This is a genomic window from Diaphorobacter nitroreducens, from assembly GCF_002214645.1.
Lineage (GTDB): Bacteria > Pseudomonadota > Gammaproteobacteria > Burkholderiales > Burkholderiaceae_C > Diaphorobacter > Diaphorobacter nitroreducens.
This window is the reverse complement of sequence record NZ_CP016278.1, coordinates 686,878-712,439: the sequence shown is the minus strand read 5'-3', so window position 1 is coordinate 712,439 and position 25,562 is coordinate 686,878. Positions and strand designations below refer to the sequence as shown.

21 protein-coding genes and 1 pseudogene are annotated in these 25,562 nt (G+C 69.2%); 10 read left to right on the top strand and 12 right to left on the bottom strand.

Annotated elements, in window-relative coordinates; translation table 11 throughout:
• Positions 1–5: 5 nt before the first annotated feature.
• The gene (locus BA022_RS03305; protein WP_088886555.1) at positions 6–2,381 is read right to left on the bottom strand and encodes a Tex family protein; all 2,376 of its coding nucleotides are present in this window, start codon (positions 2,379–2,381) and stop codon (positions 6–8) included.
• A 91-nt stretch (positions 2,382–2,472) separates the two neighbouring features.
• Between BA022_RS03305 and BA022_RS03300 the strand changes: the two genes are divergently transcribed.
• The 3 genes from BA022_RS03300 to BA022_RS03290 are packed head-to-tail and all read left to right on the top strand — an operon-like array spanning position 2,473 to position 5,450.
• Positions 2,473–3,957 carry an NYN domain-containing protein gene (locus BA022_RS03300; RefSeq protein ID WP_047351368.1) on the top strand — a complete coding sequence of 495 codons (1,485 nt, stop codon included), beginning with the start codon at positions 2,473–2,475 and terminating at the stop codon, positions 3,955–3,957.
• Positions 3,954–4,361 carry a hypothetical protein gene (locus tag BA022_RS03295; protein ID WP_088886553.1) on the top strand — a complete coding sequence of 136 codons (408 nt, stop codon included), beginning with the start codon at positions 3,954–3,956 and terminating at the stop codon, positions 4,359–4,361. Before BA022_RS03300 ends, BA022_RS03295 begins: the two co-directional genes overlap by 4 nt.
• 3 nt (positions 4,362–4,364) lie before the next feature.
• Positions 4,365–5,450 (top strand): DUF72 domain-containing protein, encoded by a 1,086-nt coding sequence (locus BA022_RS03290; protein WP_088886552.1) that lies wholly within the window; start codon positions 4,365–4,367, stop codon positions 5,448–5,450.
• Positions 5,451–5,644: 194 nt separating this feature from the next.
• Here the strand turns inward: BA022_RS03290 and BA022_RS03285 are convergent, their stop codons facing one another.
• Both BA022_RS03285 and BA022_RS03280 read right to left on the bottom strand, forming a co-directional pair.
• Positions 5,645–7,051: an MFS transporter gene (locus tag BA022_RS03285; RefSeq protein WP_088886551.1), complete on the bottom strand. Its 1,407-nt coding sequence runs from the start codon at positions 7,049–7,051 to the stop codon at positions 5,645–5,647.
• Positions 7,048–8,286 (bottom strand): multidrug effflux MFS transporter, encoded by a 1,239-nt coding sequence (locus tag BA022_RS03280; protein WP_088886550.1) that lies wholly within the window; start codon positions 8,284–8,286, stop codon positions 7,048–7,050. The genes BA022_RS03285 and BA022_RS03280 overlap by 4 nt, the downstream gene beginning before the upstream one ends.
• Before the next feature lie 231 nt (positions 8,287–8,517).
• On the opposite strand from BA022_RS03280, the gene BA022_RS03275 reads away from it, so the two are divergent.
• A complete protein-coding gene (locus BA022_RS03275) occupies positions 8,518–9,156 on the top strand; it encodes an Lcl C-terminal domain-containing protein (protein WP_088886549.1) in 639 nt (212 codons plus the stop codon).
• Between the two features lie 110 nt (positions 9,157–9,266).
• Here BA022_RS03275 and BA022_RS03270 read toward each other — a convergent pair whose 3' ends face one another.
• The 6 genes and pseudogenes from BA022_RS03270 to BA022_RS03245 form a co-directional block, all read right to left on the bottom strand.
• Positions 9,267–10,172: an SDR family oxidoreductase gene (locus BA022_RS03270; RefSeq protein WP_088886548.1), complete on the bottom strand. Its 906-nt coding sequence runs from the start codon at positions 10,170–10,172 to the stop codon at positions 9,267–9,269.
• Positions 10,173–10,206: 34 nt separating this feature from the next.
• Positions 10,207–11,132: pseudogene (locus BA022_RS03265) on the bottom strand (glutathione S-transferase family protein).
• A gap of 48 nt (positions 11,133–11,180) precedes the next feature.
• On the bottom strand, positions 11,181–11,645 hold the full coding sequence (locus BA022_RS03260) for a GNAT family N-acetyltransferase (protein ID WP_088886547.1): 465 nt from the start codon (positions 11,643–11,645) through the stop codon (positions 11,181–11,183).
• Entirely contained in the window at positions 11,642–12,658 is a 1,017-nt protein-coding gene (locus BA022_RS03255; protein ID WP_088886546.1) for an NADP-dependent oxidoreductase, read from the bottom strand. The genes BA022_RS03260 and BA022_RS03255 overlap by 4 nt, the downstream gene beginning before the upstream one ends.
• 87 nt (positions 12,659–12,745) lie before the next feature.
• On the bottom strand, positions 12,746–13,153 hold the full coding sequence (locus BA022_RS03250; protein WP_015913503.1) for a PaaI family thioesterase: 408 nt from the start codon (positions 13,151–13,153) through the stop codon (positions 12,746–12,748).
• A 72-nt stretch (positions 13,154–13,225) separates the two neighbouring features.
• Complete coding sequence (locus tag BA022_RS03245; RefSeq protein WP_011804965.1) at positions 13,226–14,017, bottom strand: SDR family oxidoreductase; 792 nt, start codon at positions 14,015–14,017, stop codon at positions 13,226–13,228.
• A 215-nt stretch (positions 14,018–14,232) separates the two neighbouring features.
• On the opposite strand from BA022_RS03245, the gene BA022_RS03240 reads away from it, so the two are divergent.
• The 6 genes from BA022_RS03240 to BA022_RS03215 all read left to right on the top strand — a co-directional run bounded on the left by BA022_RS03240 (position 14,233) and on the right by BA022_RS03215 (position 21,391).
• The gene (locus tag BA022_RS03240) at positions 14,233–14,700 is read left to right on the top strand and encodes a nucleoside deaminase (RefSeq protein ID WP_015913504.1); all 468 of its coding nucleotides are present in this window, start codon (positions 14,233–14,235) and stop codon (positions 14,698–14,700) included.
• 557 nt (positions 14,701–15,257) lie between these two features.
• Positions 15,258–16,391, top strand: coding sequence for an ABC transporter substrate-binding protein (locus tag BA022_RS03235; protein WP_011804964.1), 1,134 nt, complete (start codon positions 15,258–15,260; stop codon positions 16,389–16,391).
• A gap of 198 nt (positions 16,392–16,589) precedes the next feature.
• Positions 16,590–17,858 (top strand): MFS transporter, encoded by a 1,269-nt coding sequence (locus tag BA022_RS03230; RefSeq protein ID WP_187306005.1) that lies wholly within the window; start codon positions 16,590–16,592, stop codon positions 17,856–17,858.
• Between the two features lie 125 nt (positions 17,859–17,983).
• Positions 17,984–18,874, top strand: a complete 891-nt coding sequence (locus BA022_RS03225; RefSeq protein ID WP_088886544.1) for a putative selenate ABC transporter substrate-binding protein — start codon at positions 17,984–17,986, stop codon at positions 18,872–18,874.
• A 121-nt stretch (positions 18,875–18,995) separates the two neighbouring features.
• Positions 18,996–19,829 carry a phosphonate ABC transporter ATP-binding protein gene (locus tag BA022_RS03220; protein ID WP_088886543.1) on the top strand — a complete coding sequence of 278 codons (834 nt, stop codon included), beginning with the start codon at positions 18,996–18,998 and terminating at the stop codon, positions 19,827–19,829.
• On the top strand, positions 19,820–21,391 hold the full coding sequence (locus BA022_RS03215; protein WP_088886542.1) for a PhnE/PtxC family ABC transporter permease: 1,572 nt from the start codon (positions 19,820–19,822) through the stop codon (positions 21,389–21,391). The genes BA022_RS03220 and BA022_RS03215 overlap by 10 nt, the downstream gene beginning before the upstream one ends.
• A gap of 159 nt (positions 21,392–21,550) precedes the next feature.
• On the opposite strand, the gene BA022_RS03210 is transcribed toward BA022_RS03215, so the two are convergent.
• The 3 genes from BA022_RS03210 to BA022_RS03200 form a co-directional block, all read right to left on the bottom strand.
• Positions 21,551–22,051 (bottom strand): flavodoxin family protein, encoded by a 501-nt coding sequence (locus tag BA022_RS03210; protein WP_088886541.1) that lies wholly within the window; start codon positions 22,049–22,051, stop codon positions 21,551–21,553.
• A gap of 60 nt (positions 22,052–22,111) precedes the next feature.
• Positions 22,112–23,971 (bottom strand): acyl-CoA dehydrogenase, encoded by a 1,860-nt coding sequence (locus tag BA022_RS03205; RefSeq protein WP_088886540.1) that lies wholly within the window; start codon positions 23,969–23,971, stop codon positions 22,112–22,114.
• A gap of 138 nt (positions 23,972–24,109) precedes the next feature.
• Positions 24,110–25,294 carry a GGDEF domain-containing protein gene (locus BA022_RS03200; protein WP_088886539.1) on the bottom strand — a complete coding sequence of 395 codons (1,185 nt, stop codon included), beginning with the start codon at positions 25,292–25,294 and terminating at the stop codon, positions 24,110–24,112.
• Positions 25,295–25,562 lie beyond the last annotated feature (268 nt).

The window sequence follows — 25,562 nt, the reverse complement described above, 5'->3', positions numbered from 1 at the left end:
GCGCTTCAGCGCTTGCCCTGCTGCAGCTTGGCGAAGGCCGAGGCCATGGCCGAGGGCTGCGCCGGCTCGGCCGCGCGGCGCGGCGGGGCGTAGCCACGGCCCGCGCCCTCGAAGCGGTTGTCGCGCGGGCCGTCGCGGCGCGCGGGTGCGGCGTCCAGCTTCATGCTGAGGCTGATGCGCTTGCGCGCCGCATCCACCTCCAGCACCTTCACTTTGACGATGTCGCCGGTCTTGACCACCTCGCGCGCATCCTGAACGAACTTGTGGCTGAGCTGGCTCACGTGCACCAGCCCATCCTGGTGCACGCCCAGGTCCACGAAGGCGCCGAACTGGGCCACGTTGCTCACCGTGCCCTCCAGCACCATGCCTTCCTTGAGGTCGGCAATGTCTTCCACACCCTCGTTGAAGCGCGCCACCTTGAAGTCCGGGCGCGGGTCGCGGCCGGGCTTTTCCAGCTCGCCCAGGATGTCGCGTACGGTGATCACGCCGAACTTCTCGTTGGCGAACAGCTCGGGCTTGAGCGTCTTGAGCATCTCGGCGCGGCCCATGAGCTCGGCCACCGGCTTGCCGGTCTTTTCCATGATCTGCTCGACCACGGGGTAGGTCTCGGGGTGCACGCCGGTCATGTCCAGCGGGTTGTCGCCATCGCGGATGCGCAAGAAGCCCGCCGCCTGCTCGAAGGTCTTGGCGCCCAGGCCGCTGACTTCCATGAGCTGCTTGCGGTTCTTGAAGGCGCCGTGCTGCTCGCGCCAGCGCACCACGGCCTTGGCCACGCTGCCCGACAGGCCCGACACACGCGCCAGCAGCGGCGCGCTGGCGGTGTTCAGGTCCACGCCCACGGAGTTCACGCAGTCCTCGACCACGGCGTCCAGCGTGCGCGCCAGCTCGCTCTGGTTCACATCGTGCTGGTACTGGCCCACGCCGATGCTCTTGGGCTCGATCTTCACCAGCTCGGCCAGCGGATCCTGCAGGCGGCGCGCAATGCTGGCGGCGCCGCGCAGGCTCACGTCCACGTCGGGCATTTCCTGGCTGGCGTACTCGCTGGCGGAATACACCGAGGCGCCAGCCTCGCTCACCACTATCTTTTCAATAGCTGGAAGCGCTTGTCCCGCCTGGTCTACGGCCTGTTTTTGCATTAATTTGATCAGCTCGGCCGCCAGCTTGTCGGTTTCGCGGCTGGCGGTGCCGTTGCCGATGGCGATGAGCTGCACGCCGTGCTTCATGCACAGGCGGCCCAGCGTGGCCAGGCTGCCGTCCCAGTCGCGGCGCGGCTCGTGCGGGTAGACGGTGGCGGTCTCCACCAGCTTGCCGGTGCGGTCCACCACGGCCACCTTCACGCCGGTGCGGATGCCGGGGTCCAGCCCCATCACGGCGCGCGGGCCGGCGGGCGCGGCCAGCAGCAGGTCGCGCAGGTTGTCGGCAAACACCTTGATGGCCACCTTCTCGGCCTCCTCGCGCAGGCGCGAGAACAGGTCACGCTCGGTGGACAGGCTGAGCTTCACGCGCCAGGTCCAGGCCACGCACTTGCGCAGCAAGTCGTCGCTCTTGCGGCCTTGGTGGCTCCAGCCCAGGTGCAGGGCGATCTTGCCCTCGGCAATGCTGGGCTGGCCGGGTTCCGGCTCCACGGGCAGCACCAGCTTGGCTTCCAGAATCTCCAGCGCGCGGCCGCGGAACACCGCCAGCGCGCGGTGCGAGGGCACGCGGCCAATCGGTTCGTCGTAGTCGAAGTAGTCGCGGAACTTGGCGACCTCGGGGTCGTTCTCGTTCTTGCCTTCCACCTTCTTGGAGCGCAGCAGCCCCTCGGCCCACAGCCATTCGCGCAGCGACTGCACCAGCACGGCGTCCTCGGCCCAGCGCTCGGACAGGATGTCGCGCACGCCGTCGAGCACGGCGAAGGTGGTCGAGAAGTCGGGCCCCGGCTTGCCGTCATCGAGCGTGGTGGCGGGCTGGCAGAAGGCCTGGGCCTCGGCGTGCGGGTCCAGCGTGGGGTCGGCCAGCAGCTTGTCGGCCAGCGGCTCGATGCCGAACTCCCTGGCGATCTGGCCCTTGGTGCGGCGCTTTTGCTTGAACGGCAGGTAGATGTCCTCCAACTCCTGCTTCGTTGGAGCAGCAGCAATGGCAGCGCGCAATGCGTCGGTCAGCTTGCCCTGCTCGTCGATGCTTTTCAGCACCGCCACGCGGCGGTCTTCCAGTTCGCGCAGGTAGGCCAGGCGCGCTTCGAGCTCGCGCAGTTGCACATCGTCCAGGCCGCCGGTCACCTCCTTGCGGTAGCGCGCGATGAAGGGCACGGTGGCCCCGCCATCGAGCAGCTCCACCGCTGCGCGGACCTGGGATTCGGTGACTTTGATTTCTGCGGCCAACTGCCGAACGATCTGCTGCATGTGCCTTCTGAGACGGGTCAAAACACGAAGCCCGCGAGTTTGCCACAGGGCCATGGGCCAAAATGGCCGCGTCCAACTCGTTGTCCCCCGCATGAAAAGCGCCCTGTTCGTCGATTTCGACAATGTTTTCTCCGGCCTGCGCCGGCTGGATCCCATAGCGGCCGACCATTTCGCCTCCCAACCACAGTCATGGATGCACTGGATTGCCCAATCGCTAGAGCCTCCACCACACGCACCAGCAGGCGCGCGGCGCCTGCTGGTGCGCCGCTGCTACTTGAACCCGCAGGTGTACCAACGTTTTCGCCCCGCGTTCAACCGCGCCGGCTTTGAGATCATCGACTGCCCCGCAATGACCAGCGGCGGCAAGACCAGCACCGACATCCACATGGTGCTGGATATCGTGGATCTGCTGCAGCACCAGGTGCACTACGACGAGTTCATCGTGCTGTCAGCGGACGCCGACTTCACGCCCGTGCTGCGCAAGCTGCGCCGCTGGGACAGGCGCACGACTGTGCTGGCAATCGGATTTCCCTCGGCGGCATACCAGGCCAGTGCTGACCTGCTGATCGACCAAGATGCCTTTTTGCGCGAAGCGCTGCGCCGCGAGGAGACCGAAACACCCGCCGCCGTATCAGCGCCACCCATGTCACCCGCTCCATCGCAGGCCAGCCTCATCCAGGCTGCGGCCCGTTTCATCAGCCAGTCCGTAGCCCATTCGGACAGGCCTGTGGCCCTGCCATGGCTGGCCAGCAAGGCGCCAATCCAAGTGGTCGGGCTGGATGCTGTCACCTGGGCTGGGCTGGGCAGTTTTCGTAAGCTGGTGGATTCACTGCGCCTGGCCCCACTCGTTGTGGACTGGGAATCAGGCGTGGTGCTCGACCCCGCACGCCACACCCCTTCTGTACCCACGGGCGCCCTACCCGTCCCGGACCAAAACACCTTGGCCGCCATCGCCCAACTGGTGCGCGCCGAAGTGGTCAAGGCGAAGGCGCCCGTGCCCTGCGGGCGGCTGGCCCAGGCGATCATCGACCAGTATGGAGTGGCTGCATCCGACTGGTGCGGCAAGGGATCGTTTCGCAAGCTGCTGGAGGCGCTCTCGCTGGCACCATTGCGTGTCGACTGGACCAATGGCGGCGGCCACGTTCTGCACCCGCAACAACAGAACAATGGGCTGGTGGAGTGGGGCCGCGATGGCGATCTATTGCCACTGCTGAGACAGGTCAACGCCGCCACCGGCATGCCGCTTCTGCCACCGCCCGCCTTCCAGGCCCTGCTGGCCCAGATTGCCGCCGACGCCACCCACCACCCCTTTTCCCTCACCGAAACCGGCAAGCGTGTGCGCGACCGCTGCCGAGATGCTGGACTGCCCATCAACCGCAGCACAGTGAGCTTCGTGCTCAAGGGCATCTTGCTCGGAGGCCACATGTTCGGAGAACACACTAATGATGCGCATGCGCTGGGCACACGGTTCGTGAACAGCATTCTCGATCTGTGCCAGACCGAGCAGCTGACCCTGGACGACGCACAGAAAGAGCAATTGCGTGACTGGGCCACGCGTGGCGCATCACCGCAGTGACTCCCGCCCCTCCCTTCCCCCTCCGCACCGAATGCCCGCCCGGCGCCTGCGTGTGCGAGCGCGACGCGCTGATGCGCACGCCCGGCGGTGATGTGCGCATCCTGCGCCTCACGCGCGACGAGGAAAAGCGCCTCGTGCAGCGCCTGGAGAGCCTCACCAGCCTGGCCGACCTGCGCCACATGGAGCAGCGCCTGTTCGAGCAGCTCGGCGTGCGCCTGACCATCGGCACCAGCCCCAACGAGGTGCGCAGCCTGCGCGGCATCACCGTGCTGGTCCAGGAGCAGCCGGGCCTGTGCCGCAAGACGCGCCAGGCCATCCCCGCGGCCATCAAGAAAAGCATGGAGCGGCACCCCGAGATCGTCTACGCCCTGCTCAACGCGGGCGGCCTGTTCGAGGGCCTGTGATCCATGCAGGACGATCTGTTTGGCGGTGCGCCGCCATCGCCCTCAGCACCGCCACGACCACCGGAAGACACCCCCGCCCGCCCACGTGAAAAGTCGCCCACCCGCCGCACCGGCGTGCATCCCGCCGCCTGGGGCGATGACCTGCACGCACTCGCCAACCGGCTGCCGCCCACGCTGCGCCTGGGCACCTCCTCCTGGAGCTACCCTGGCTGGCAGGGCCTCGTGTGGGAGGGGGCGCATTCCGAACAGCTGCTGGCCCGCAAGGGCCTGCCCGTGCTGGCCCAGCATCCGCTGATGCGCACCGTGAGCATCGACCGGAGCTTCTACCGCCCGCTCACGGCCAGCGACTATGCGCGCTACGCGGCCCAGGTGCCGGCGGACTTCCGCTTCGTGGTCAAGGCGCCCAGCCTGGTCACCGACGCGCTGGTGCGCAGCGAGGACGGCCGTGGACGCGAGCCCAACCCGGCCTTCCTGGATGCGCAGTTGGCCGCCCAGGAGTTCGTGGCGCCCGCACTGGAGGGGCTGGGCCAGCGCACCGGCGCGCTGGTGTTTCAGCTGAGCCCGCTGCCCTGGAACCTGCTGGACCGCCTGCCCGAGGTGTTGGAGCGACTGCGCACGCTCTTGCAGGCCCAACCGGCGCTATGCCCCGCGGCGCCCGACGCCGTGCTGGCCGTCGAGGTGCGCGACCCCGAATGGCTGGCGCCCGCGCACCTGCCCCACTTCGCCGACGTACTGCGCAGCAGCGGCGCCACCTACTGCCTGGGCCTGCACGCGCGCCTGCCGCCCCTGGCCGAGCAACTGCCACTGCTGCGCCTGCTCTGGCCCGGCCCACTGGTCTGCCGGTGGAACCTGAACCCCGTGCACGGCCCGCAGGGGTATGAAGCCGCTGAAAAGGGCTACGCGCCCTACGACCGCATTCACGACCCCGATCCCGACAACCTGGCGCTGCTGGCGCGCACGGTGGCGGGCATCTGCGGACGGGGCCAAAACGCCTTCGTGACCATCAGCAACCACGCAGAAGGCTGTGCGCCGCTGACAGTGCAGCGGCTGGCGGAACAGGTGGTTCTTTATGATCAAAAACAGCTCTAGCGCTTGACTGGCAAGCGCTGGCAGCTATCTTTTTTGACGATCTGACGATCTGACGATCTGACGATCTGACGATCTGACGATCTGACGATCTGACGATCACGGACTGCCGCGCCCGCACGACGTTCTTCTTGCGCCAAAAGGAGGCCAAGAACACCGCCCACATGGGGCGCACAAGCGCCACGGCGCGTGCCCTCTTACCGCTGCCTCACCCGCAGCGAGCTGCACACCCCCGCCACCACCGCGCACGCCCCTGCCACCAGCAGTGCCAGCGACTCCGCGCTTCCATCGTGCCCCGGCCGCAGGGCGAAGATGGCCGCGAGCGACACGGCGCCCAGTGTCTGGCCCGTCAGGCGCGCGGTGCCCAGCATGCCGCTGGCCGCGCCGCTGCGGTGCAGCGGGGCCGAGGTGACGATGGTGTGGTTGTTGGGCGACTGGAACAGCGCAAAGCCGGCACCGCACAGCGCCATGCGCCAGGCCACGTTCCAGTCCGCGGGCTGCGCGGGCATCAGGCCCAGCGAGATCAGGCCGGCAGCAAACACCGCCATGCCAATGCCGCCGAGCAGGCCGTCCGGGTAGCGGCCAATCAATCGGCCCGCCAGCGGCGCCACCACGGCGGTGGCCAGGGGCCAGGCCGTGATGAGCAGCCCGGCCTCCAGGTGGGTGCGGCCCTGCGACTCCAACAGCAGGAAGGGCAGCGACAGAAAGCCCAGCATCTGCGCGCAGAACGCCCCCACGGACGAGCCCATCGACAGGGCGAACACCGGAATGCGCAGCAGGTCCACCGGAAACAGCGGCGCCGCCAGGCCGCGCTGGCGCCACAGGAACACCGCCCCCACGGCCACACCCACGGCCAGCAGGATCGCACCCGTGGCCGCGCTGCCGCCCTGCGCCGCGCTGCGCACGCCCAGTTGCTCCCCGCCCAGGAACAGCAGCGTGAACATGGCGCCGTTGAGTAGCACGTCGATGGCGGAAAAGCGCGGCGCATGGTTGGCGGATGGAGGATTGGCCGGCAGCGCGCGCCGCCCCAGCCACCAGACTCCCACGCCCAAGGGCAGGTTCATGGCAAACAGCCAGGGCCACGACGCCACCGACAGGATGGCCGCCGCCACCGACGGCCCCGCCATGGACGCGGTGGCCACCACCAGCGAATTGATGGCCATGCCGTGGCCCAGCTGCGCGCGCGGATAGATCAGGCGCACCAGCGCCGCGTTCACGGCCATCACGCCCGCGGCGCCCAGGCCCTGCAACGCCCGCGCGGCAATCAAGGCGGGCATGCTGGCCGCCAGCATGGCGCCCACCGACGCCAGCGCGAACAGCGCCATGCCCACCAGATACACGCGCCGATAGCCCACGCGCTCGCCCAGCGCGGCCAGCGGCAGCAGCACGACCAGCGTGGCGAGCTGGTAGGCGTTGACCACCCACACGCTCTGCGCCGCGCCCGACTGCAACTGGCGTGCGATGTCGGGCAGCGCCAGGTTGACGATGCTGCTGTCGAGCACCGCCAGCGTGAGCCCGAGAACGATGACCAGCATCGCCTGGCGGCGTGCGGGCTGCGGCAGGCCGTCGGCCAGGGGCGGCGCACGCACGGGTAAGCCGCTCATGGCCGGCGCTCCGGGGCGATGTCTTTCGCGGCGCCGTGCGCGATGCGCTGCGCGCCCGCCGGCCCCAGCGTGATCCAGGTCAACGCCACCCCCGTCAGCGCCCCCGTGGCCATGCCCACCACCATGGGCAGGGGCGCGTCGCTGGCAAACAGGCCCACCGCCGCCATGGCGAGGGTGCCGATCAGCATCTGCAGCGTGCCCATGAGGGCGGACGCCGTCCCCGCAATAGTGCCGTGCTCCTCCAGCGCCAGCACGGAGGTGGTGGGGATCACCAGCCCCATCAGCGCGCTGGCGACGAAGTACAGCACCAGCAGCACGGCCAGCCGGTCGCCGCCCAGCAGGTAATGCGCCAGCAGGGCAAGCATGACCGCGCCCGCGCCGCTGGCGGCCGCCTTCACCACCGGCGCCATGCCGTAGCGCCGCCCCAGCCGCGCCGTGAGCTGCGCGCTGGCGAAGAAGGCCGCCGCGTTGACCGAAAACGCCACGCTGTACTGCACGGGCGACAACCCGTAGTGGTTGATCAGCACGAAAGGCGAGCCCGCCAGGTAAACGAAGAAACCCGCCATGGAGCAGCCGCCGATCCCCACCAGCCCCAGGTAGTGCCAGTCGCGCAGCAGCGTCGTGTAGGCCGCGGCCGCGCTGCCCACGGAGCTGCGCACCCGCTGGCCGGCGGGCCGTGTCTCGTGCAGCACCCGCTGGACCAACACCAGCCCGGCCAGCGCCGCCACCGCCACCACCCAGAACACGCCGCGCCAGCCGGCCAGCGCGATCACGCCGCTGCCCACCAATGGCGCCAACAAGGGCGACACGCTGAACACCAGCATCAGCAGCGACATGAGCCGGGCCGCCTCGGTGCCCGTGTGCAGGTCGCGCACCACCGCGCGCGGAATCACCATGCCCGCCGCCGCGCCCAACCCCTGCACAAAGCGCAGCAGCACCAGCGTGTGCACGTCGGTCGCCAGCGCGCAGCCCACGCTGGCCAGCGTGAACAGCCCCAGCCCGAAGAACAGCGGCGGCCTGCGCCCGACCATGTCGGACACCGGGCCGTAGACCAACTGGCCCACGCCCAGTGCGAGGAAGAAGGCCGTCAGGCTCCACTGCACCGCCCCCACGTCGGCCCGCAGCGCCGTGCCGATGGCCGGCAGCGCCGGCAGGTACATGTCGATGGCAAATGGGCCGATGGCCGAGAGCAGGCCCAGGATCAGGGCCATGCGGAAGAACGGGGAAAAGGGCATTCGGGCGATTGTCGCCACACTGGCCGGATCGTGCTGACGCGCTGCGCGAAGGCCCACATCGCCCCCCATGCAGCGCCGCGGCCGGCACCCGCGTGCGTTCGATGGCCGCAAAAGCCGCCCTTCCTGCCCGCTGTTCACGGGTTGCCTGGCCTTGCCGCCGCCCGACAATCGCGTGCGCGGCTCGGCCGCACTGTTCCTGCCGTCCTGTACTGCCTCGCCCGGAGACACCGCATGCCCCTGCCCCCGATCGCCCCCGCCCTGCGCGGCTGGGCCGCCACCCTGGCCCTGTGCGCTGGCGCCCTGCTCCTGGCCGCGCCCGCCCTCGCCGCCGCGGACCGTGAGGACGAGGCCGACGACGCCCCGCCCGTTCCGGTCGCGCCCGCCCAGCCGGTGCTGGTGCCGTCGCCCGACGGCGCGCTGGTGATCGATACGCAGGCGCGGCTGGCCTGGCCGCGCTGCGCGCAGGGCATGCAATGGACAGGCGCCACCTGCACCGGCGTGGCCCTGCGCTACACCTACGGCGAGGCCCAGGCGCTGGTGCGCCAGCGCTGGAAGGACGAGGGCGTGCGCTGGCGCCTGCCGCGCGTGCCCGAGCTGCGCCGCCTGGTCAACCGCAACGCGCAGCCGCCCTCGGTCGACCCCCAACTCTTTCCCAATGCGCCCCTGGAATGGCACTGGACCGGCACCGCCAGCGTCAACACCCTCAGCGTGAACCCCTACGCCTACGGCAATGTGGCGCGCGGCGGCGCGGGCGAGAGCAGCCTGTCGGTGCAGCAGGGCTGGGCCGTGGACATGACCAGCGGCGAGGCCCGCGGCGACGTGGGCCGCAGCACGCGCCTGCCCATACGGCTGGTGCGCCCGGCGCCCTGAGCGGACGCTCTGCGCACCCTGCACCTGGGCGGACGCGCAAACGCTACATTTTCAATAGCTGTCAGCGCTGATCCAGCGAGTGCCAGAAGCCATTTCAATTCAAAAGCCGGTCACTGCGCGCGCAACGCCGCCCGCAGTTGCGCCCCCAGCTCGGGTTTGTCCGCGAACGGGTCGGTGGGGTTGCGTGCCTGCACCACGTCTTCCATGCGCGTGCGCACGGCCCCCAGCGCCTGCGGGTGGCTGTAGATGTAGAACTGCCCCGCCGCCACGGCGTCGAAGACCTTCTGCGCCACCTCGGCGGCCGTCACCTTGCCGCTGGTGACGGCCTTGCCGATCATGGCCTGGCCGATGAGCTGGCTCTTGGTGGGCCGCTCGTCCGCCAGCACCTGCGGGCGGTTGCGCTCGCTCTGGCTGATGCCCGTGGGCACGAAATACGGACACAGCACGCTGGCGCCCACCTGGTCGGTGACCAGCGCCAGGTCCTGGTACAGCGTCTCGCTCAGTGCCACCACGGCGTGCTTGCTGACGTTGTAGATGCCCATGTTGGGCGGGGCCAGCAAGCCGGCCATGCTGGCGGTATTGACGATGTGCCCGCGCCAGGCGGGGTCGTCCTTGGCGGCCTGCAGCATCAGCGGGGTGAACAGGCGCACGCCGTGCACCACGCCCATGAGGTTCACGCCCAGCACCCATTCCCAGTCGCGGGCCGAGTTCTCCCACACCAGCCCGCCCGATCCCACGCCCGCGTTGTTGAACACCAGGTGCGGCGCGCCAAAGTGCTGCACCACGTCCTGCGCCAGCTGCTCCATCTGCGCGGCGCTGGACACGTCCACCCGGCGCGCCAGCACGGGGGCGCCAGCGGCGGCCAGCTCCACGGCGGCGCGCTCCAGCGCGTCCTGCTGCACGTCCACCAGGACCAGGTTCATGCCCAGGCGCGCGCCGATGCGGGCGCACTCCAGGCCAAAGCCCGAGCCCGCCCCCGTGAGCACGGCGGTCTTGCCGGCGAAGTTGTCGATCATGCTGTGTGTCTCCTGCGGTCTATGAATGGAAATCTCATGCGGCGCGGCGCAGCACATAGCCCACGCGTGGGAAGTGCACATGCACGTCGCCCGCGCGCGGATCGGTGCGCGCCAGCGTGTAGCGCGTGCGCGTGGCAGCGATCAGCGTGCCTTCGGTGGGCTCGGGCCCAAAGCTCTCGGCGGTGATCGTCACGCGGCTGCCCAGGGGATGTCATGCTCGTCCTGGAAGGCCTCGGCGGGCAGCGGCTGGGGTAGCGCGCCTGCGGCAACGGTGACGGCGTCCTGGGCGCTGAACTTCTCCGCGCGGCCCTGGCCCTGCGCGGCCATGCGATCCATCCACTCCAGCACCGCCGGCGTGGCCGAGAGAATGTCGGCCATCACCGGCACGCATTCGCGCGTGAACCACAGCGGGTGGTAGGCGGCAAAGTCGGCCACGCAGGGCTCGGCGCCGAAGAGGAAGTCGTGCTCTTCCACCATGTTGGCGATGCGCCGCAGGTACGAGCGGTAGGCCGCCGTGGCGTCCGCCGGGTGGGTGCGCGCCGTGCCCATGGCGCGGCGGTCGTTGCGAAAAGCCTCGGCCGCACCATCGGGCAGGCCGGCGAACAGCGCCTGTGCCCCGCGCGGCTGCAGGCAGTAAGCCATGGCGGCCCCGAACAGCACCATGTCCGCCCACTGCGCGAACACGCGCGAGACGCCTTTGAGGTGCGGCGGGTACAGCACGGGCTCGGGCTGCAGATGCTCCAGCACATCGCAGATCAGCGCCGTGTCGCAATAGATGTCAGCCCCGATCTGCAGGAAGGGCGTGCGCCGGTAGCCGCCGGTGAGCGCCACCACGTCGGGTTTGGGCATGACGCTGGGCACGATCACCGACTTCCACGCCAGTTGCTTGAAGCCGAGCACGCAGCGCACCTTGTGTGCGAACGGCGAGGCGGGATAGTGGTGCAGGATGAGTTCGGTCATGCGCGCTCTCCGGTGCGGTGCGAAAGACGGCCCCTGCCTTGCGCCCTTTCAGGCCTGTGGCGGCGGGCTCCACAGCATCTCGACATGCGGGATGTCGTCTTCCAGATAGGGATCGGACACCGTAGCAAACCCCAGGCTGCCATACAAGCGCTGCAGGTGCGCCTGCGCGCTGATGCGCACCGGGCGCCTCGGCCATACCCGCTGGCACTGCGCCAGCCCTTCAGCCACCAGCGCGCGGCCCAGGCCGCTTCCGCGCGCCTCGGGCGCGCAGACCACGCGGCCGATCGAGGGCTCGGCGTAGTTCACGCCGGGGTCCACCACGCGCAGCGTGGCCAGCAGCGGCCCCTGCGGCTGCGCGCGGCCCAGCAGGTGCCAGGCGTGCTTGTCCGCACCGTCCGGGTCCTGGTAGGGGCCCTGCTCCAGGATGAACACCCGGCAGCGCAGGGCCAGGGCATCGTGCAGCGCGTGCACGCCCAGGTCGTCAAACCGTGCCCAGCTCCACTGCACCGTCAAACCAGCTTCACCAGTTGCTTGCCGAAGTTCTTGCCCTTGAGCAAGCCCAGGAACGCCTCGGGCGCCGCGGCCAGGCCCTGGGCGATGGTCTCGCGCGGGCGCAGCTTGCCGCTGGCCGCCAGGCCTCCCAGTTCCTTGAGCGCCTCGGGCCACACCTCCATGTGTTCGCTGACGATGAAGCCCTCGACCCTCATGCGGTTGATGAGAATGAGCGCGGGGTTCTGCAGCGGCAGCGGCTGGCCGTCGTAGCCGGCGATCATGCCGCACACGGCCACGCGGGCGAACGCGTTGGCGCGCAGCAGCACGGCGTCCAGGATGTAGCCGCCCACGTTCTCGAAGTAACCGTCGATGCCGTCCGGGCAGGCTTCCTTGAGCGCGCGGGCCATGCTCTTCAAATCGCCGTTCGCACGGTGGTCGATGCAGGCGTCAAAGCCCAGCTCTTCAGTCACATAGCGGCATTTGTCCGGGCCGCCGGCAATGCCCACCACGCGGCAGCCGCGCGCCTTGGCCAGCGCGCCGAAGGCACTGCCCACGGCGCCGCTGGCGGCGCTCACAACCACGGTCTCGCCCGCCTTCGGGGCGATGATCTTCACCAGGCCGTACCAGGCGGTCACGCCGGGCATGCCCACGGCCCCCAGGTAGGCCGACAGCGGCACGTGGGTGGTATCCACCTTGCGCAGCATGCCGGGCGTGTTGCCGTCGGCCACGCTGTACTCCTGCCAGCCGCCCATGCCGACCACCTTGTCGCCCACGGCATAGGCCGGGTGGCGGCTCTCGACGACCTCGCCCACCGTCCCGCCGATCATCACCTCGCCCAGCGGCTGGCTGGCGGCGTAGCTCTTGCTGTCGTTCATGCGCCCGCGCATGTAGGGGTCCAGGCTCAGGTAATGGTGGCGCACCAGCACCTGGCCGTCCTGCAATGCAGGCGTATCGGTGGTGACCAGGCGGAAGTTGTCCACCGTGGCTTCACCCTGGGGGCGGTTGTCGAGGAGGATCTGTTGGTTGCGTGGCATGCGAAATCTCCAGGTTAAATTTTGCTATTGTTTCAATAGCTTCTAGCGCTTGATACATAAGCGACAGAGCCACTTTTCATTTAAAACTCAGTCGGTGGACACGCCGCCGGGCACGGCCTTGGGCACGTATTTGAAAGTGCCCGTGGCATGGCTGCAAACGCGCCCTTCGGCGTCGTACACCGCCCCTTCGACGAAGGCCAGCGAGCGCGTGCGGTGCAGCAGCCGCCCCTTGGCCACCAGCGGGCCGCGCGCCGGGTGCATGAAGCTGGTCTTCATCTCGATGGTGACCACGCCCATGTCCGGCGTATCGCTGCGCGCGGCCGTGGCCAGGGTCACGTCCAGCAGCGTCATGGTGGCGCCGCCATGGGTGACGGCGTAGGAATTCATGTGCTCGGGCCGCGCCTCGAAGTGCAGTTCGGACGTTCCGCCCTGCATGTGATGCAGGGTGAAGCCCAGCTCTTTGACGAAGGGAATGTCGGCACCAAAATCCAGCACGGGAAGCTCCTTGCTCAAGGTAAAAAAAGACCGCAAGGATAGTGCCCCTGGCGCGGTGGTTCGCCCTTGCCGTCAGCCGCCGATGACCGCGCTCACGCCCCCGTCCACGGCCAGCCACTGGCCGGTGATGTGCTTGCCCGCCTCGCTGGCGTACAGCAGCGTGATGCCCTTGAGGTCTTCGTCGTCGCCCAGGCGGCGCAGCGGCGCGTGCGCGGCCATCTTTTCCTCGCCCAGCGTCTCGATGAGCACGGTGGCCATCTTGGTCTTGAAGAAACCCGGGCAGATCGCGTTCACGCCGATGCCATGCACGCCCCACTCGCAGGCCAGCGCGCGCGTGAAGTTGATCACCGCACCCTTGGAGGTGTTGTAGGCAATGGTCTTCATCTCGATCGGGTTGCCCGCCAGCCCTGCGATGGATGCCACGTTGATGATGCGGCCGCTCTTGCGCGGGATCATGCTGTGCTTGCCGATCGCCTGCGACAGCAGGAAGTAGCCGCGCACGTTCAGGTTCATGACCTTGTCCCATGCGGCCACGGGGTGGTCCTCGGCCGGAGCGCCCCAGCTCGCGCCGGCGTTGTTGATCAGGATGTCCACGTCGCCCATGCGCTGCAGCGTCTCGCTGGCCAGGCGGTGGATGTCTTCCTCGCGCGCGCAGTCGGCGGCGACCCAGCGCGCGTCGATGCCGGCGGCCTGCAACTCGGCGGCGGCCTGCTCGAGGTCTTCGGCCTTGCGCGAGCTGAGCATGATGCGCGCGCCCGCCTCGCCCAGCGCGTGCGCCATCTGCAGCCCCAGGCCGCGCGAGCCGCCGGTGACGAGGGCGGTCTTGCCCGAGAGGTCGAAGAGTTGTTGCGCGGTACGGGCCATGAAGGTATCTCCCCAAGAGTCTGTGGTACGCCGTGCCATCGCCCACAGTGGGCAACGGAGGCGCGGCGGCAGGATTTTGAGCGGCTATTGTGGCGAGCGGCCCGCGCCACACATGTCACATGCGTGATTCATCGGCAGGGTTTTTGTGTCCAAAGGACAATCCGGCCGCGGAGCCCGCGGGGAAAGCGGGGGCCGCTCATTTTTCAGGAGTTCCCATGTCCACCGATACCGCCCTGCTGCGCCGGGCCGTGCACCTGGCCCACGACAACCGGGCCCGCGGGGGCCGGCCCTTCGGCGCGGTGATCGCGCGCGGCGGCGAGGTGATCGCCACCGGCGTGAACGACATCGTGCACAGCCACGACCCCAGTACCCACGCCGAGATGCAGGCCCTGCGCGCCGCAACGCGCCAGCGGGCGAACCCCAGCCTGGCGGGCTGCACGGTCTACGCCAGCGGCCACCCCTGCCCCATGTGCCTGGCGGCGCTGGTCATGGCCGGCGCGGACAGGGTGTTCTACGCCTTCGACAACCGCGACGCCGCGCCCTACGGCCTGTCCAGTGAAGGCGCCTACCAGCGCCTGCGGCTGCCGCTGGACCCGCCGCCCCTGCCGCTGCAACGCCTGGCCACGGGCATCGGCGTGGAGCAGCTCTACGGCGACGCGCCCTGGCCCACGGACGGCCCCTGACACCCCTGACCACAGCGCCGCTGGGGCCGGTGCCGGCCCCTGCGTATTGGAATGCCTGGCGACGGTGGCGCTGGCCACGCTGAAGCGGGGCCCCTTCCCCACGGCCATGGGATCGACGGGCCGGCATGGGGATTCTCGGCGCCTGCATGTCCCACCCTGCGGCCCATGGCGCTGATGGGCGCGGGGCATGGCTGGCCCCCGCGGCGCTGCGGCGCCTGAGCGCGCGCGCCACGGCCACGGCCACCGGCGCGCCGGCATGCGTCGCCGGGCTGCGCGCGGCGCCGTGCAGGCGCGCCCATTGCACCTGGCCACGCGGTTTATCGCGCCGTGCGGCTGGCAGCATCGGCGGCCGGGCTGGCTCGACAACGGTAGGTGCGTGATGCGGGAATGTGCGTTCCGGTATGTGACCTTTCTGGCGCGGCACGCGCACCACGTACGCCGGCCGTGCCACATCGCGGTCACAATATGCACCTTTTGAGGGACTGCAGCTACCCGCTGCCAGTGCGAAACCACAGCCCATGCACCCACTTGGTGCAACGCGGGCACAGGGAGGAACCATGAACCAGAAACCCCATGGGCGCCTGCGCGCCTGGCAAGCCGCCTGCCTGCTGGCGGGCGCCCTGAGCGGCGGCGCCGCCTCGGCCGACATCCTGATCGGGCAGACCACGGCCGTCAGCGGCCCGGTGGCCGCCAGCGTGGGCGAGACCCTCGCGGGCGTGCACCTGTATCTGGACCACGTCAATGCCAAGGGCGGCGTGCATGGCGAGCGCATCAAGCTGATCACGCTGGACGACAAGTTCGAGCCCAAGCTCGCCGGCGAGAACGCGCGCCGCCTGATCGAAGACGACAACGTGGCCGCGCTGTTCATGAGCCGCGCCACGCCGCACACCGAAGCCATCCTGCCGCACCTGGCCAAGCACGGCGTGGCGCTGGTGGCGCCCTCCACAGGTGCGATGACCTTCCACAAGCCCGCCAACCCGCTGGTGTTCAACGTGCGCTCCAGCTACCAGGCCGAGACCGAGAAGGCCGTGGAGCACCTGCACACCATCATGGTCCAGCGCATCGCTGTGGTGCATGTGGACGACAGCTTTGGCGAGGACTGCCTGGCCGGTGCCCAGAAGGGCTTTGCCAACGTGGGCAGCAAGCCCGTGGCCGTGATCAAGGCCGACCGTGCCAAGCCGGACTACGCCACCATCGTGCCGCAGCTCATCCAGGCGCAGGCCCAGGCGGTCATCTGGATCGGCTCCAGCGTGGCGGTGAGCGACGGCGTGAAAGCGCTGCGCAAGGCCGGCTCGTCCATGCAGGTGGTCACGGTGTCGAACAACGCATCCCGCGGCTTCGTCGCCCAGCTGGGCGACTCGGTGCGCGGCGTGATCGTCACGCAGGTGTTCCCCAACGTGCGCTCCATGGGCTACGCCATCAACCGCGAGGCCGCCGCTCTGGCCAAGGCCAAGGGCAACCTGACGCTGTCGCCCTCGGTGATGGAAGGCTTCACCTCCGCCAAGGTGCTGGTGGAAGGCCTGCGCCGCGCCGGCCCCAAGCCCACGCGCGAGAAGATCGTCACCGCGCTGGGTGGCATGAGCCACTACGACCTGGGCGGGCTGGAGCTGGGCTACGGCCCCGGCGACCGCACGGGCCTGAGCTACGTGGAGCTGTCCATCATCGACGCGGACGGACTGTTCCGCCGCTGACGCCGTCGCTGCCGCGCCGCGGGGCCACCGGGCCACCGGGCCACCGGGCTACCGGGCTACCGGGTCACCGCCCCTCGCGCGCCGCGGCAGCCCCCATCGCCAATCGCGATGCGCCGCCGGCCGCAGCCGGCGCACACGGCCCACGGCAGCCGTTACAACCAAGGGTCGCATTCACCCGGCCCCACGCCCGTCGCTCCCATGTCCTCTCAAGATTCCTCACCGGCCCGCTGGTACTTCGGCTGGAACATCGTGGCCGCGGCCACCGTGCTCACCGCCCTCACCGTGGGCCTGCGCCTGGGGCTGGGCCCTCTGTTCCTGCCCATGGCCGAGGACCTGGGCTTTTCGCGCAGCCTGCTGTCGTCCATCGTTGCCGTGGGCATGCTGTGCTACGGCGCGGCCATGCCGCTGGCGGGCTGGCTGGTGGCGCGCCGGGGCACGCGCTTCGTGCTGCTGGCGGGCACGGTCCTGCTGGTGGCGTCGACACTCTGGGCAGTGAACACGCGCACGCCGCTGGGGCTGCTGCTGAGCTTCGGCATCCTCATGTCCGTGGGCGCGGGATTCACCAGCCCGGTGGCGCTCACGCCGGTCATCAGCCGCTGGTTCAACCGCCGCCGGGGCATGGCGCTGTTCTTCTTGTCCACGGGCTCCATGGCTGGCATCGCCATCATGACGCCCGCACTGGGCATGGCGCTGCAGCATCTGAGCTGGCAGGCCACGCTGCTGGGCTTTGCCGCGCTGTTCACCGCCATCACCGTGCCCACGGCGCTGTGGGTGATCCGCGACGAGGCGCCTGCCGATGGCGATGCCCCGCCGCCCGGCAGCCCCGTTCGTGCGGCGAACCCGGTGGCTCCCGCAGGGCAGCACTACACGGTGCTGCAGGCCATGCGCACCGGCACCTTCCTCAAGATCACGCTGGGCCTGTTCGCCTGCGGCTTCAGCATGAACCTGCTGGGCACGCACGGCATGCCCATGCTGATGGACCATGGCTTTGACGCCACCACCAGCGCCTTCGGCATCGGCCTGATCGGGCTGGTGGCCATTCCCAGCACCATGGTGCTGGGGCGCCTGGCCGACCGGCTGCCGCGCCGCAAGCTGCTGGCCGCCATCTATTGCGTGCGCGGCGTGGGCTTCTTTGCCCTGCTGCTGGCGGGAAATACCCTGGAGCTGTACGGCACCTCGGTGATCGGCGGCATTGCCTGGGCGGGCAGCATCGCGCTGTCGTCCGCCATCCTGGCCGACATGTTCGGCGTGCGGCTGGTGGGCGTGCTCTACGGCTGGGCCTACCTGGGCCATCAGGTGGGCGCGATGATCAGCGCCTGGCTGGGCGGCTGGGGCTATGAGCATTTCGGCACGCACTGGATCGCCTTCGGCCTGTCGGGCGCGCTGCTGATGGTGGCCGCGGGGGTGGCGCTGCTGCTGCCGGGGCGGCGCCCCCCGGCGCTGCCCTCGCCCCAGGCGGCGGGCTGAGCGTTCACCGCCGGCCGCGCGCCCCCCGGGCAGCCGACGCCACCTTGGGCGACAATGGCGGCCCTCGCGCACACCCCGCAGGCCCTCGGCTTGCAGCGCGCTCGATTCAACTTTCCCGCACCGCCATGACCTCTTCAACGACCGCACGCCGTGCGGCGCTGCGCCGCTTTGCCGCAGCCGCCGCCGCTGTCGCCAGCTTCTCTCCCTTCCTTTCCACCCAGGCCGCCGAGCCGCAGGTGCTGCGCGTATCCGCCATCCCCGACGAAGCGCCTACCGAACTGCAACGCAAGTTCAAGCCGCTGGGCGAGTACCTGTCGCAGGCCACCGGCATGAAGGTGGTGTTCACCCCGGTAACCGACTACGCCGCCGTGGTCGAATCCCTGGCCACGCGCAAGCTGGACCTGGCCTGGCTGGGCGGCTTCACCTACGTGCAGGCGCGCATCCGCACGGGCGGCACGGCCATTCCGCTGGTGCAGCGGGAGGAGGACGCACGCTTTACCTCGCGCTTCATCACCGCCGACCCCGCCATCCAGGGCCTGGCCGACCTCAAGGGCAAGACCTTTGCCTTTGGCGCTCCCTCGTCCACCTCGGGCAGCCTGATGCCGCGCTACTTCCTGCAGCAGGCCGGCGTCCAGCCCGAGCGGGATTTCAAGACCGTGGCCTATTCCGGCGCGCATGACGCCACCGTCGCCTTCGTGGCCGCCGGCAAGGCGCAGGCCGGCGTGCTCAACGCCTCCGTCTGGGACAAGCTGGTCGAGACCAAGAAGGTGGACCCGTCCAAGGTACGGGTGTTCGCCACCACCCCACCCTACTTCGACTACAACTGGACCGTGCGCGGCGATCTCGATCCCGCCGTGGTGCAGAAGATCAAGGCCGCCTTCCTGGCGCTCGACCCGGCCAAGCCCGAGCACAAGGCCATCCTGGAGCTGCAGCGCGCCTCACGCTTCATCGCCACCGAGCCGCGCAACTACGACGGCATCGAAGACGCCGCCAAGACGGCCGGCCTGCTGAAGTAAGTGCGCCTGCACGCGCGGGCCTGGCCCAGGTAGCCCGCGGGTGCGCCATTGGCGTTTTTGATCAAATCAGCCCCTAGCGCTTGCTGGATAAGCGCTAGCAGCTATTGAAACAAGAGCAACCATGAGCTTCGAGCTGGACGGCGTGGATCTATGCCACCCCGGCGGCCATGTGGCGCTGCGCGGCATCACCCTGGCCGCGCGCCAGGGCGAGAGCCTGGCGCTGATCGGCCCCTCGGGGGCGGGCAAGACCACCCTGCTGAACCTTCTGGGCACAGCCCTGCCCGCCAGCGCCGGCCGCGTGCACGTGCTGGGCTCCGCCCTGGGCGCGTCGTCGCCCGACACGCCCCATGCTTCGTGGCCTCCGCCGCGTGCGCTGCGCGCGCGCATCGGCACCGTGCACCAGGCCCCGCCCCTGCCACCGCGCCAGCGCGTGGTGACCGCCGTGCTGGCCGGGCGCCTGGGCCAATGGCCTGCATGGAAGGCGCTGGCCTCGCTGCTGTACCCGGCCGACCTGCCGGGTGCGCACGCCGCGCTGCAGCGCGTGCAGTTGCAGGACAAGCTGTTCGCGCGCTGCGACCAGCTCTCGGGCGGGCAGCTGCAGCGCGTGGGCATTGCCCGCGTGCTGTACCAGCAGCCAGCGCTGCTGCTGGCCGACGAGCCCGTCTCTGCCCTCGACCCCACGCTGGCGCTGGCCACCGTGCAGCTGCTGGTGCAGGACGCGGCCGCACGTGGCGCCACGCTGGTCGCCAGCCTGCACGCGGTGAACCTGGCGCTGGCCTGCTTTGCGCGCGTGGTGGGCCTGCGCGAGGGGCGCATCGCCTTCGACCTGCCGGCCGGCGCGGTCACGCCCGATCTGCTGCAGGCGCTGTACGCCCCGCCCGGCGACGGCGCGCTCCCGCCGGATGAAACGCCCACGCCGCCCCCGACCACCAGCAGCTACGCCTCATGCCGTTGACGCACCCCGCCCCGCACCTGCGCGACCCGGCCGCACGCGGTCGGCTGGGCGGCGCGCTGCTGGCCGTGGTGCTGCTGTGGCCGCTGTTGCAGGCGTCGGGCTTTGACCTGGCAGCTCTGCTGGCGCCCGAGAACCTGCGCGTGCTGGGCGGGTTCCTGCGCCAGTTTCTGCCGCCTGAAACGGGGGCCGACTTCCTGGCCCTGCTGGCGCGCGCCACCCTGGAAACGCTGGCGATTGCCACTACGGGGCTGGCATTGGCCTTCGTGCTGGCGGTGCCGTTGGCCTACTGGGCCAGCAACGCTGCACGCGAACGCCCCCGGCTGAACCCGGCAGCGCGCGGCGTGCTCACGGTGCTGCGCGGCATCCCCGAGCTGGTGTGGGCACTGGTGTTCGTGCGCGTGTTCGGCCTGGGGCCGACGGCCGGCGTGCTGGCACTGGGGCTGGCCTACGGCGGCATGCTGGGCAAGGTGTATGCCGAGATCCTCGAATCCGTGCCCGCCGCACCCGCCCAGGCGCTGGCGCGCAGTGGGGCGCGCCGGCCCATCGCCCTGCTCTACGGCCTGCTGCCGCAGGCGGCGCGCGAACTCACCTCCTACACCGTGTACCGCTGGGAATGCGCGGTGCGCGCCTCGGTGGTGATGGGCTTCGTGGGCGCGGGCGGGCTGGGCCAGCTCATGGACCAGGCCATGAAGATGCTCAACGGCGGCGAGGCGTGCACCATCCTTGTGACCTTCATGCTGCTGGTGCTGGCGGCCGACGCGCTGTCGGGCGGGCTGCGCCGCGCGCTGGATGCGCCCCCCGCGGCACGCGTCGCGCCGCTGGGCTGGCGCAGCGGCGCGTTGACCGCGACGGTGCTGACCGCCCTGGCCGCCAGCCTGTGGCTGCTGGACATGGACCTGCCCGCGCTCTTCACCGCCGAGGCGGCGCGCAGCATGGCGGAGTTTGCCGCCGGCTTCTTCCCGCCCGAGCTGGGCAGCACCTGGCTGCGGCAGGTGGCACGCGGCGTGTGGGAGACGCTGGCCATCTCCATCGTGGGCACGCTGCTGGCCGCCCTGCTGGCCCTGCTGCTGGCCCTGCCGCGCCGGCGCGCGGGATGGAACCTGCTGCTGAACCTGCTGCGCTCGGTGCCCGAGCTGGTATGGGCCACGCTCACCGCCCTGGCCGTGGGCCTGGGGCCGTTTGCCGGCGCACTGGCGCTGGCCCTGCACACCACGGGCGTGCTGGGCCGGCTGTATGCGGAGGCGCTGCAGAACACCCCGGCCACGGCCGCGCGTGCGCTGCGCCAGGCTGGCAGCAGCGGCGCCCTGGCGTTCCTGTACGGCACGCTGCCCGGGGCGGCGCCGCAACTGGTGGCCTACACGCTGTACCGCTGGGAGATGAACATCCGCATGGCAGCCATCCTCGGCTTCGTCGGCGCAGGCGGGCTGGGGCAGTTGCTTTACGTGGAGCTGTCGCTGTTCCACCATGCGCAGGCGGGCACGGTGATCCTGGCGATGCTGGCGCTGTCGGTCGCGGTGGACTGGGCCAGCGCGGCGCTGCGCCGCTGGATGGGCAGGGCCTAGTACCGCAACCGAGAAGTAGAGGAACAAAAGGCGATCGATGGCTTCGCCCCAAGGGCCAGGCGCGAACCGCAGCAACGTCCGTGGCGATTGCGTGGATTGGCAACGCCGCCTCGCGGGCGAAGGCGCACTTTCATGTCCCGACACTTTCGGGTCGCAGCACTAGAACACCCCCAGCGCGAGCCCGGTGGCCAGCGCCTCGCCCAGCGCACGGCAGCGCTCCAGGTCCGCCGCGCCGATCTGCTTGGGGGCCAATATCGCCTCGGGCGTCTGGGCGTGGGTGCAGACGATCAGCGGCTCGGCCACGGCCTTCAGCCGCCAGCCCGTGGCGATGCGGGCGATCTGGCGTGCGGCGTTCTGGCCGTCGCTGCCGGCGCAGACCAGGCTGGCGTAGGGCCGGCCATTGATGCGGTCCAGCACCGGGTAGTAGCAGCGATCGAAGAAGTCCTTGAGCTGGCCGCTGATGGCCGCCAGGTTCTCCGGCGTGGCAAACAGGTAGCCCTGCGCGGCCAGCACATCGTCCGGCCCCGCCTGCGCCGCGTGGAGCAGGCGCACCGACACGGCGGGCTCGGCCGCGGCGCCGGCGCGCGCGGCCTCGGCCATCTGGCGCGTGCCGCCGGTCAGCGAGTGGTAGACGATCAGCAGGGTCTGGGGCGCATCCATGCGGCAAGCATAGACCGTTGCCCATGCGGGCGACCACCACCCTGCGGAGAGCGCGTGGCGTCAGAACGCGTCTTCATCCAGTGCCGCACAGGTCAGATCCCGCTGGCGCACCACCTGCAGCCAGGCACCGATGCGCGGCAATTCATAGTGATAAAAATAGCGTGCAGCGCCCATCCTTCCGGCGCTAGCAGCTATTGAAAGAGTAGCATCCCGTGCGAGCACGCTGCACGCCACGTCCAGCCACATCCAGGCCAGCACCGTGTGGCCGAAGGCCTGCATGTAGGGCACGGCGTTAGCCAACGCCTCGGTAGGGTTGCCGGTGGCCCAGGCGGCCTGCGTGGCTTCGCCCACGTCCTGCAGGGCCTGGGCCAGTTGGTCCGCCCAGGAGGCGAGTTCCGGATGCTTGCGCGCCTGGGCAATGGTGGCGCCAATGGTGCGCGCCAGCAGCTGCAGGCCTGCGCCGCCCTGCATCACCACCTTGCGGCCCAGCAGGTCGGCGGCCTGGATGCCGTGCGTGCCCTCGTGGATCATGTTCAGGCGGTTGTCGCGCCAGTACTGCTCCACGGGGAAGTCCCGCGTGTAGCCATAGCCACCGTGGATCTGGATCGCCAGGCTGTTGGCCTCCAGGCAGAACTCGCTGGGCCAGCTCTTGGCGATGGGGGTCAACACCTCCAGCAGCAGCCTCGCATCCTGCGCCGCCTGCGGCTCGCCCGTGCGGCCCTCGTCCACCAGCCGCGCGCAGTACAGGTTGAGCGCCAGCGCGCCCTCGCAGTAGCTCTTTTGCGCAAGCAGCATGCGCTTGACGTCCGCGTGCCGGATCAGCGGCACGGGCGGCTGGCTGGCGTCCTTGCCGGCACTGCCCGCGGCGCTGGTGCTGCCCTGTACCGGGCGGCCCTGCAGCCGCGTCCTGGCGTAGTCCAGGCTGGCGTAATAGCCAGCCAGGCCCAGCGTGGTTGCCGCCATGCCGATGGCGATGCGTGCCTCGTTCATCATGTGGAACATGCACTTCAGGCCCTCGCCCGGCCGGCCCACGAGGTAGCCGATGGCGCCGGCGCCGCCGCGCACGGGGTACCTGCCCTCGCCAAAATTCAGCAGCGTGTTGGTGGTGCCGCGCCAGCCCAGCTTGTGGTTCAGTCCGGCCAGCGCCACGTCATTGCGCTCGCCCGTCAGATGGCCATCGGTATCCACCAGCTTTTTGGGCACGATGAAGAGCGAAATGCCCTTCACTCCCGGCACCAACTTGCCGTCCGGCCCGGGGATCTTGGCGAGCACCAGGTGCACGATGTTCTCGGTCAGCTCATGGTCGCCGGAGCTGATCCACATCTTGTTGCCACGCAGGCGGTAGCGCGGGCCCAGCGGGTCGACCTCGAAGTCTGCGCCGTCGGCCTCGGCGCGCGTGGTGATGTCGCTCAAGGACGAGCCTGCCTGCGGCTCCGAAAGACACATGGTGCCCGCCCAGCGGCCGTTGAATTCGTTGGCGGCAAACACCTGCTGCTGCAGGGGCGTGCCGTGCACCAGGATGGCGTTGGCGTTGCCCGTGGTCAGCAGGTTGGAGCCAATGCTGATCGACGCGCAGCCAAAGAAACTGTTGGCCGCCGACTCCACGACATACGGCAGTTGCATGCCGCCCAGCGCATAGTCCTGCGCCGCGCTGAGCATGCCGCTGTCGGCAAATGCCTGGCGTGCGTCGTACGTGCATTGGGGCAGGATGACGCGCTCACCGTCGAACTGGGGCTCCTGCGTGTCCACCGTGCGGTTGAACGGCGCGTACTTCTCGCGCGCGATGCGCTCGCAGGTGTCCAGCACAGCGTCAAACGTCTCGCGCGAGTGGTCCGCAAAGCGCTCGCGCGCATTGAGCGATTCAGCCTGGAGCCAGTCGTAGAGCAGGAAGTCGAGCGTGGAGCGCAGGGAGGTGGTCATGCGCGAAATTATGGAAGGGACGGGCCGATGAAGCCTGTCCGCTGGGCGACGCGCACCGCGGGGGTCCATTGGATCGCGCGCTGGAACACCGGGGCTTTGGCCAAATCACCGTCTCGGCGTCTCGGTATTGCCTGTGATTCAGGCGTACGAAGCGGTGGCCATAGACGGCCCGGCCGTTTCGACGCGGTTGCGTCCCGCGGCTTTGCCACGGTACAGAGCCGCGTCGGCCTGTTGCAGGGCTGCCTCCAAGGCGTGTGCATCTGCAAAGCCCTGTGAAACCCCGACCGTGACCGTGCACTGCAGCGGATGACCGCCCTCTGCAATGTCGATGGTTTGCGTCTCGATGGCTGCACGCAATCGCTCCGCCATGTGCATGGCCCCGGGAAAGTCGGTGTTCAGGCAGATCACCGCGAACTCTTCCCCGCCCAGACGGCTTACCAAATCGCCACGGCGCGCCGTGGCCTGGAGTATCTCCGCCACGCGGCACAGGACGGTGTCTCCGGCGTGGTGGCCGTAGGTGTCGTTGATCCGCTTGAAATGGTCAACGTCGACAACGAGCAAGTGCGCATGCTCCGCCCGGCGCTGGTTGAAAGACAGCTGCAGCGCCTCGGTGAGACCTCGCCGATTGAGCAACTGCGTCATCGGGTCGCGCGCAGCGATATGGCGCAACTGATCGGTCAAGCGGCGCAGTACCAGCCAGACGATCGATGGCGGCAGCACCGTGGCCAGGAATGACATGTAGATGTAGAACACCAGCTGGAACTGGCGGTCCATCTGCAATGCATCCAGGCCGCCATCCAGAAGCTTCATGAACTTGAGCGCGTTAAGTACGCATAGGCCGCTGATCAGCGCGGCAAAAAAGACCATCTCGCCATACAGATCCTTGGCAAATGTGCGAGCGCCGTAGATCACCGTCAGGGCCATCACAAAAAACAGGAGTGCCGATCCCCCTGAAAGCATGGCGTAGCGTGCAACCGGCCCCAAGCTCCATTGCACCAGTACCTGCGCAAGGCTGTAGAGCGCCCCAAATACGAGAAGTGGAGACAGCAAGGGGACGGCGTGCCCAAAAAAAAACATGGCTCCGAGCCAGTAAGCCACCGGGGAGGCCAGCGTCAGCGTGTGGTTCAACACACTCATCGCACTCCAGGCGGGGCCGCCCTCCAGCAGCTGCAGCACATAGGCGGAGCCCAGCAGAAAGTTGCCGAGCGCGAAAAGATCCATCCCCATTTTTTGCCCATGCAGCCGTTTGCTGATCAGCAAGAACATCACCGCAAAGCACAGCAGATGCGCGCAGAGCATGCCGACGAGAACGCTTGCGACCATGGGAGTGTTCAAAGGAGAGGTGGCCGACTCTTTGGCGAGTCGTCCAAGCCAGGAAGACGGGCAGGGATTGTTGTAACAACCAGTAATTCAAAGAAGTTTAATCGTCCGCACACGCAGCCGCCTGCTGGGCGGAACTTCAGGACGCTTGCAGCACCCTCCAGCGGCTGGCCCGCTGCGTCGCTCCCTGTACAGGAACCCGTTTCACAAAAATATCGCTCGTTTCTCCTGCTACCGCCCATGCAGCAAGCGCAGACAGCTATCAAAACAA

Excerpts from the sequence above, each read along its gene's own strand:
- BA022_RS03255 (WP_088886546.1), bottom strand. The coding sequence starts at position 12,658 with ATGCCACGCAACCAACAGATCCTCCTCGACAACCGCCCCCAGGGTGAA.
- BA022_RS03305 (WP_088886555.1), bottom strand. The coding sequence starts at position 2,381 with ATGCAGCAGATCGTTCGGCAGTTGGCCGCAGAAATCAAAGTCACCGAA.
- BA022_RS03225 (WP_088886544.1), top strand. The coding sequence starts at position 17,984 with ATGACCTCTTCAACGACCGCACGCCGTGCGGCGCTGCGCCGCTTTGCC.
- BA022_RS03245 (WP_011804965.1), bottom strand. The coding sequence starts at position 14,017 with ATGGCCCGTACCGCGCAACAACTCTTCGACCTCTCGGGCAAGACCGCC.
- BA022_RS03215 (WP_088886542.1), top strand. The coding sequence starts at position 19,820 with ATGCCGTTGACGCACCCCGCCCCGCACCTGCGCGACCCGGCCGCACGC.
- BA022_RS03200 (WP_088886539.1), bottom strand. The coding sequence starts at position 25,294 with ATGGTCGCAAGCGTTCTCGTCGGCATGCTCTGCGCGCATCTGCTGTGC.
- BA022_RS03300 (WP_047351368.1), top strand. The coding sequence starts at position 2,473 with ATGAAAAGCGCCCTGTTCGTCGATTTCGACAATGTTTTCTCCGGCCTG.
- BA022_RS03235 (WP_011804964.1), top strand. The coding sequence starts at position 15,258 with ATGAACCAGAAACCCCATGGGCGCCTGCGCGCCTGGCAAGCCGCCTGC.
- BA022_RS03275 (WP_088886549.1), top strand. The coding sequence starts at position 8,518 with ATGCCCCTGCCCCCGATCGCCCCCGCCCTGCGCGGCTGGGCCGCCACC.
- BA022_RS03280 (WP_088886550.1), bottom strand. The coding sequence starts at position 8,286 with ATGCCCTTTTCCCCGTTCTTCCGCATGGCCCTGATCCTGGGCCTGCTC.
- BA022_RS03240 (WP_015913504.1), top strand. The coding sequence starts at position 14,233 with ATGTCCACCGATACCGCCCTGCTGCGCCGGGCCGTGCACCTGGCCCAC.
- BA022_RS03290 (WP_088886552.1), top strand. The coding sequence starts at position 4,365 with ATGCAGGACGATCTGTTTGGCGGTGCGCCGCCATCGCCCTCAGCACCG.
- BA022_RS03210 (WP_088886541.1), bottom strand. The coding sequence starts at position 22,051 with ATGGATGCGCCCCAGACCCTGCTGATCGTCTACCACTCGCTGACCGGC.
- BA022_RS03205 (WP_088886540.1), bottom strand. The coding sequence starts at position 23,971 with ATGACCACCTCCCTGCGCTCCACGCTCGACTTCCTGCTCTACGACTGG.
- BA022_RS03230 (WP_187306005.1), top strand. The coding sequence starts at position 16,590 with ATGTCCTCTCAAGATTCCTCACCGGCCCGCTGGTACTTCGGCTGGAAC.
- BA022_RS03220 (WP_088886543.1), top strand. The coding sequence starts at position 18,996 with ATGAGCTTCGAGCTGGACGGCGTGGATCTATGCCACCCCGGCGGCCAT.
- BA022_RS03270 (WP_088886548.1), bottom strand. The coding sequence starts at position 10,172 with ATGATCGACAACTTCGCCGGCAAGACCGCCGTGCTCACGGGGGCGGGC.
- BA022_RS03285 (WP_088886551.1), bottom strand. The coding sequence starts at position 7,051 with ATGAGCGGCTTACCCGTGCGTGCGCCGCCCCTGGCCGACGGCCTGCCG.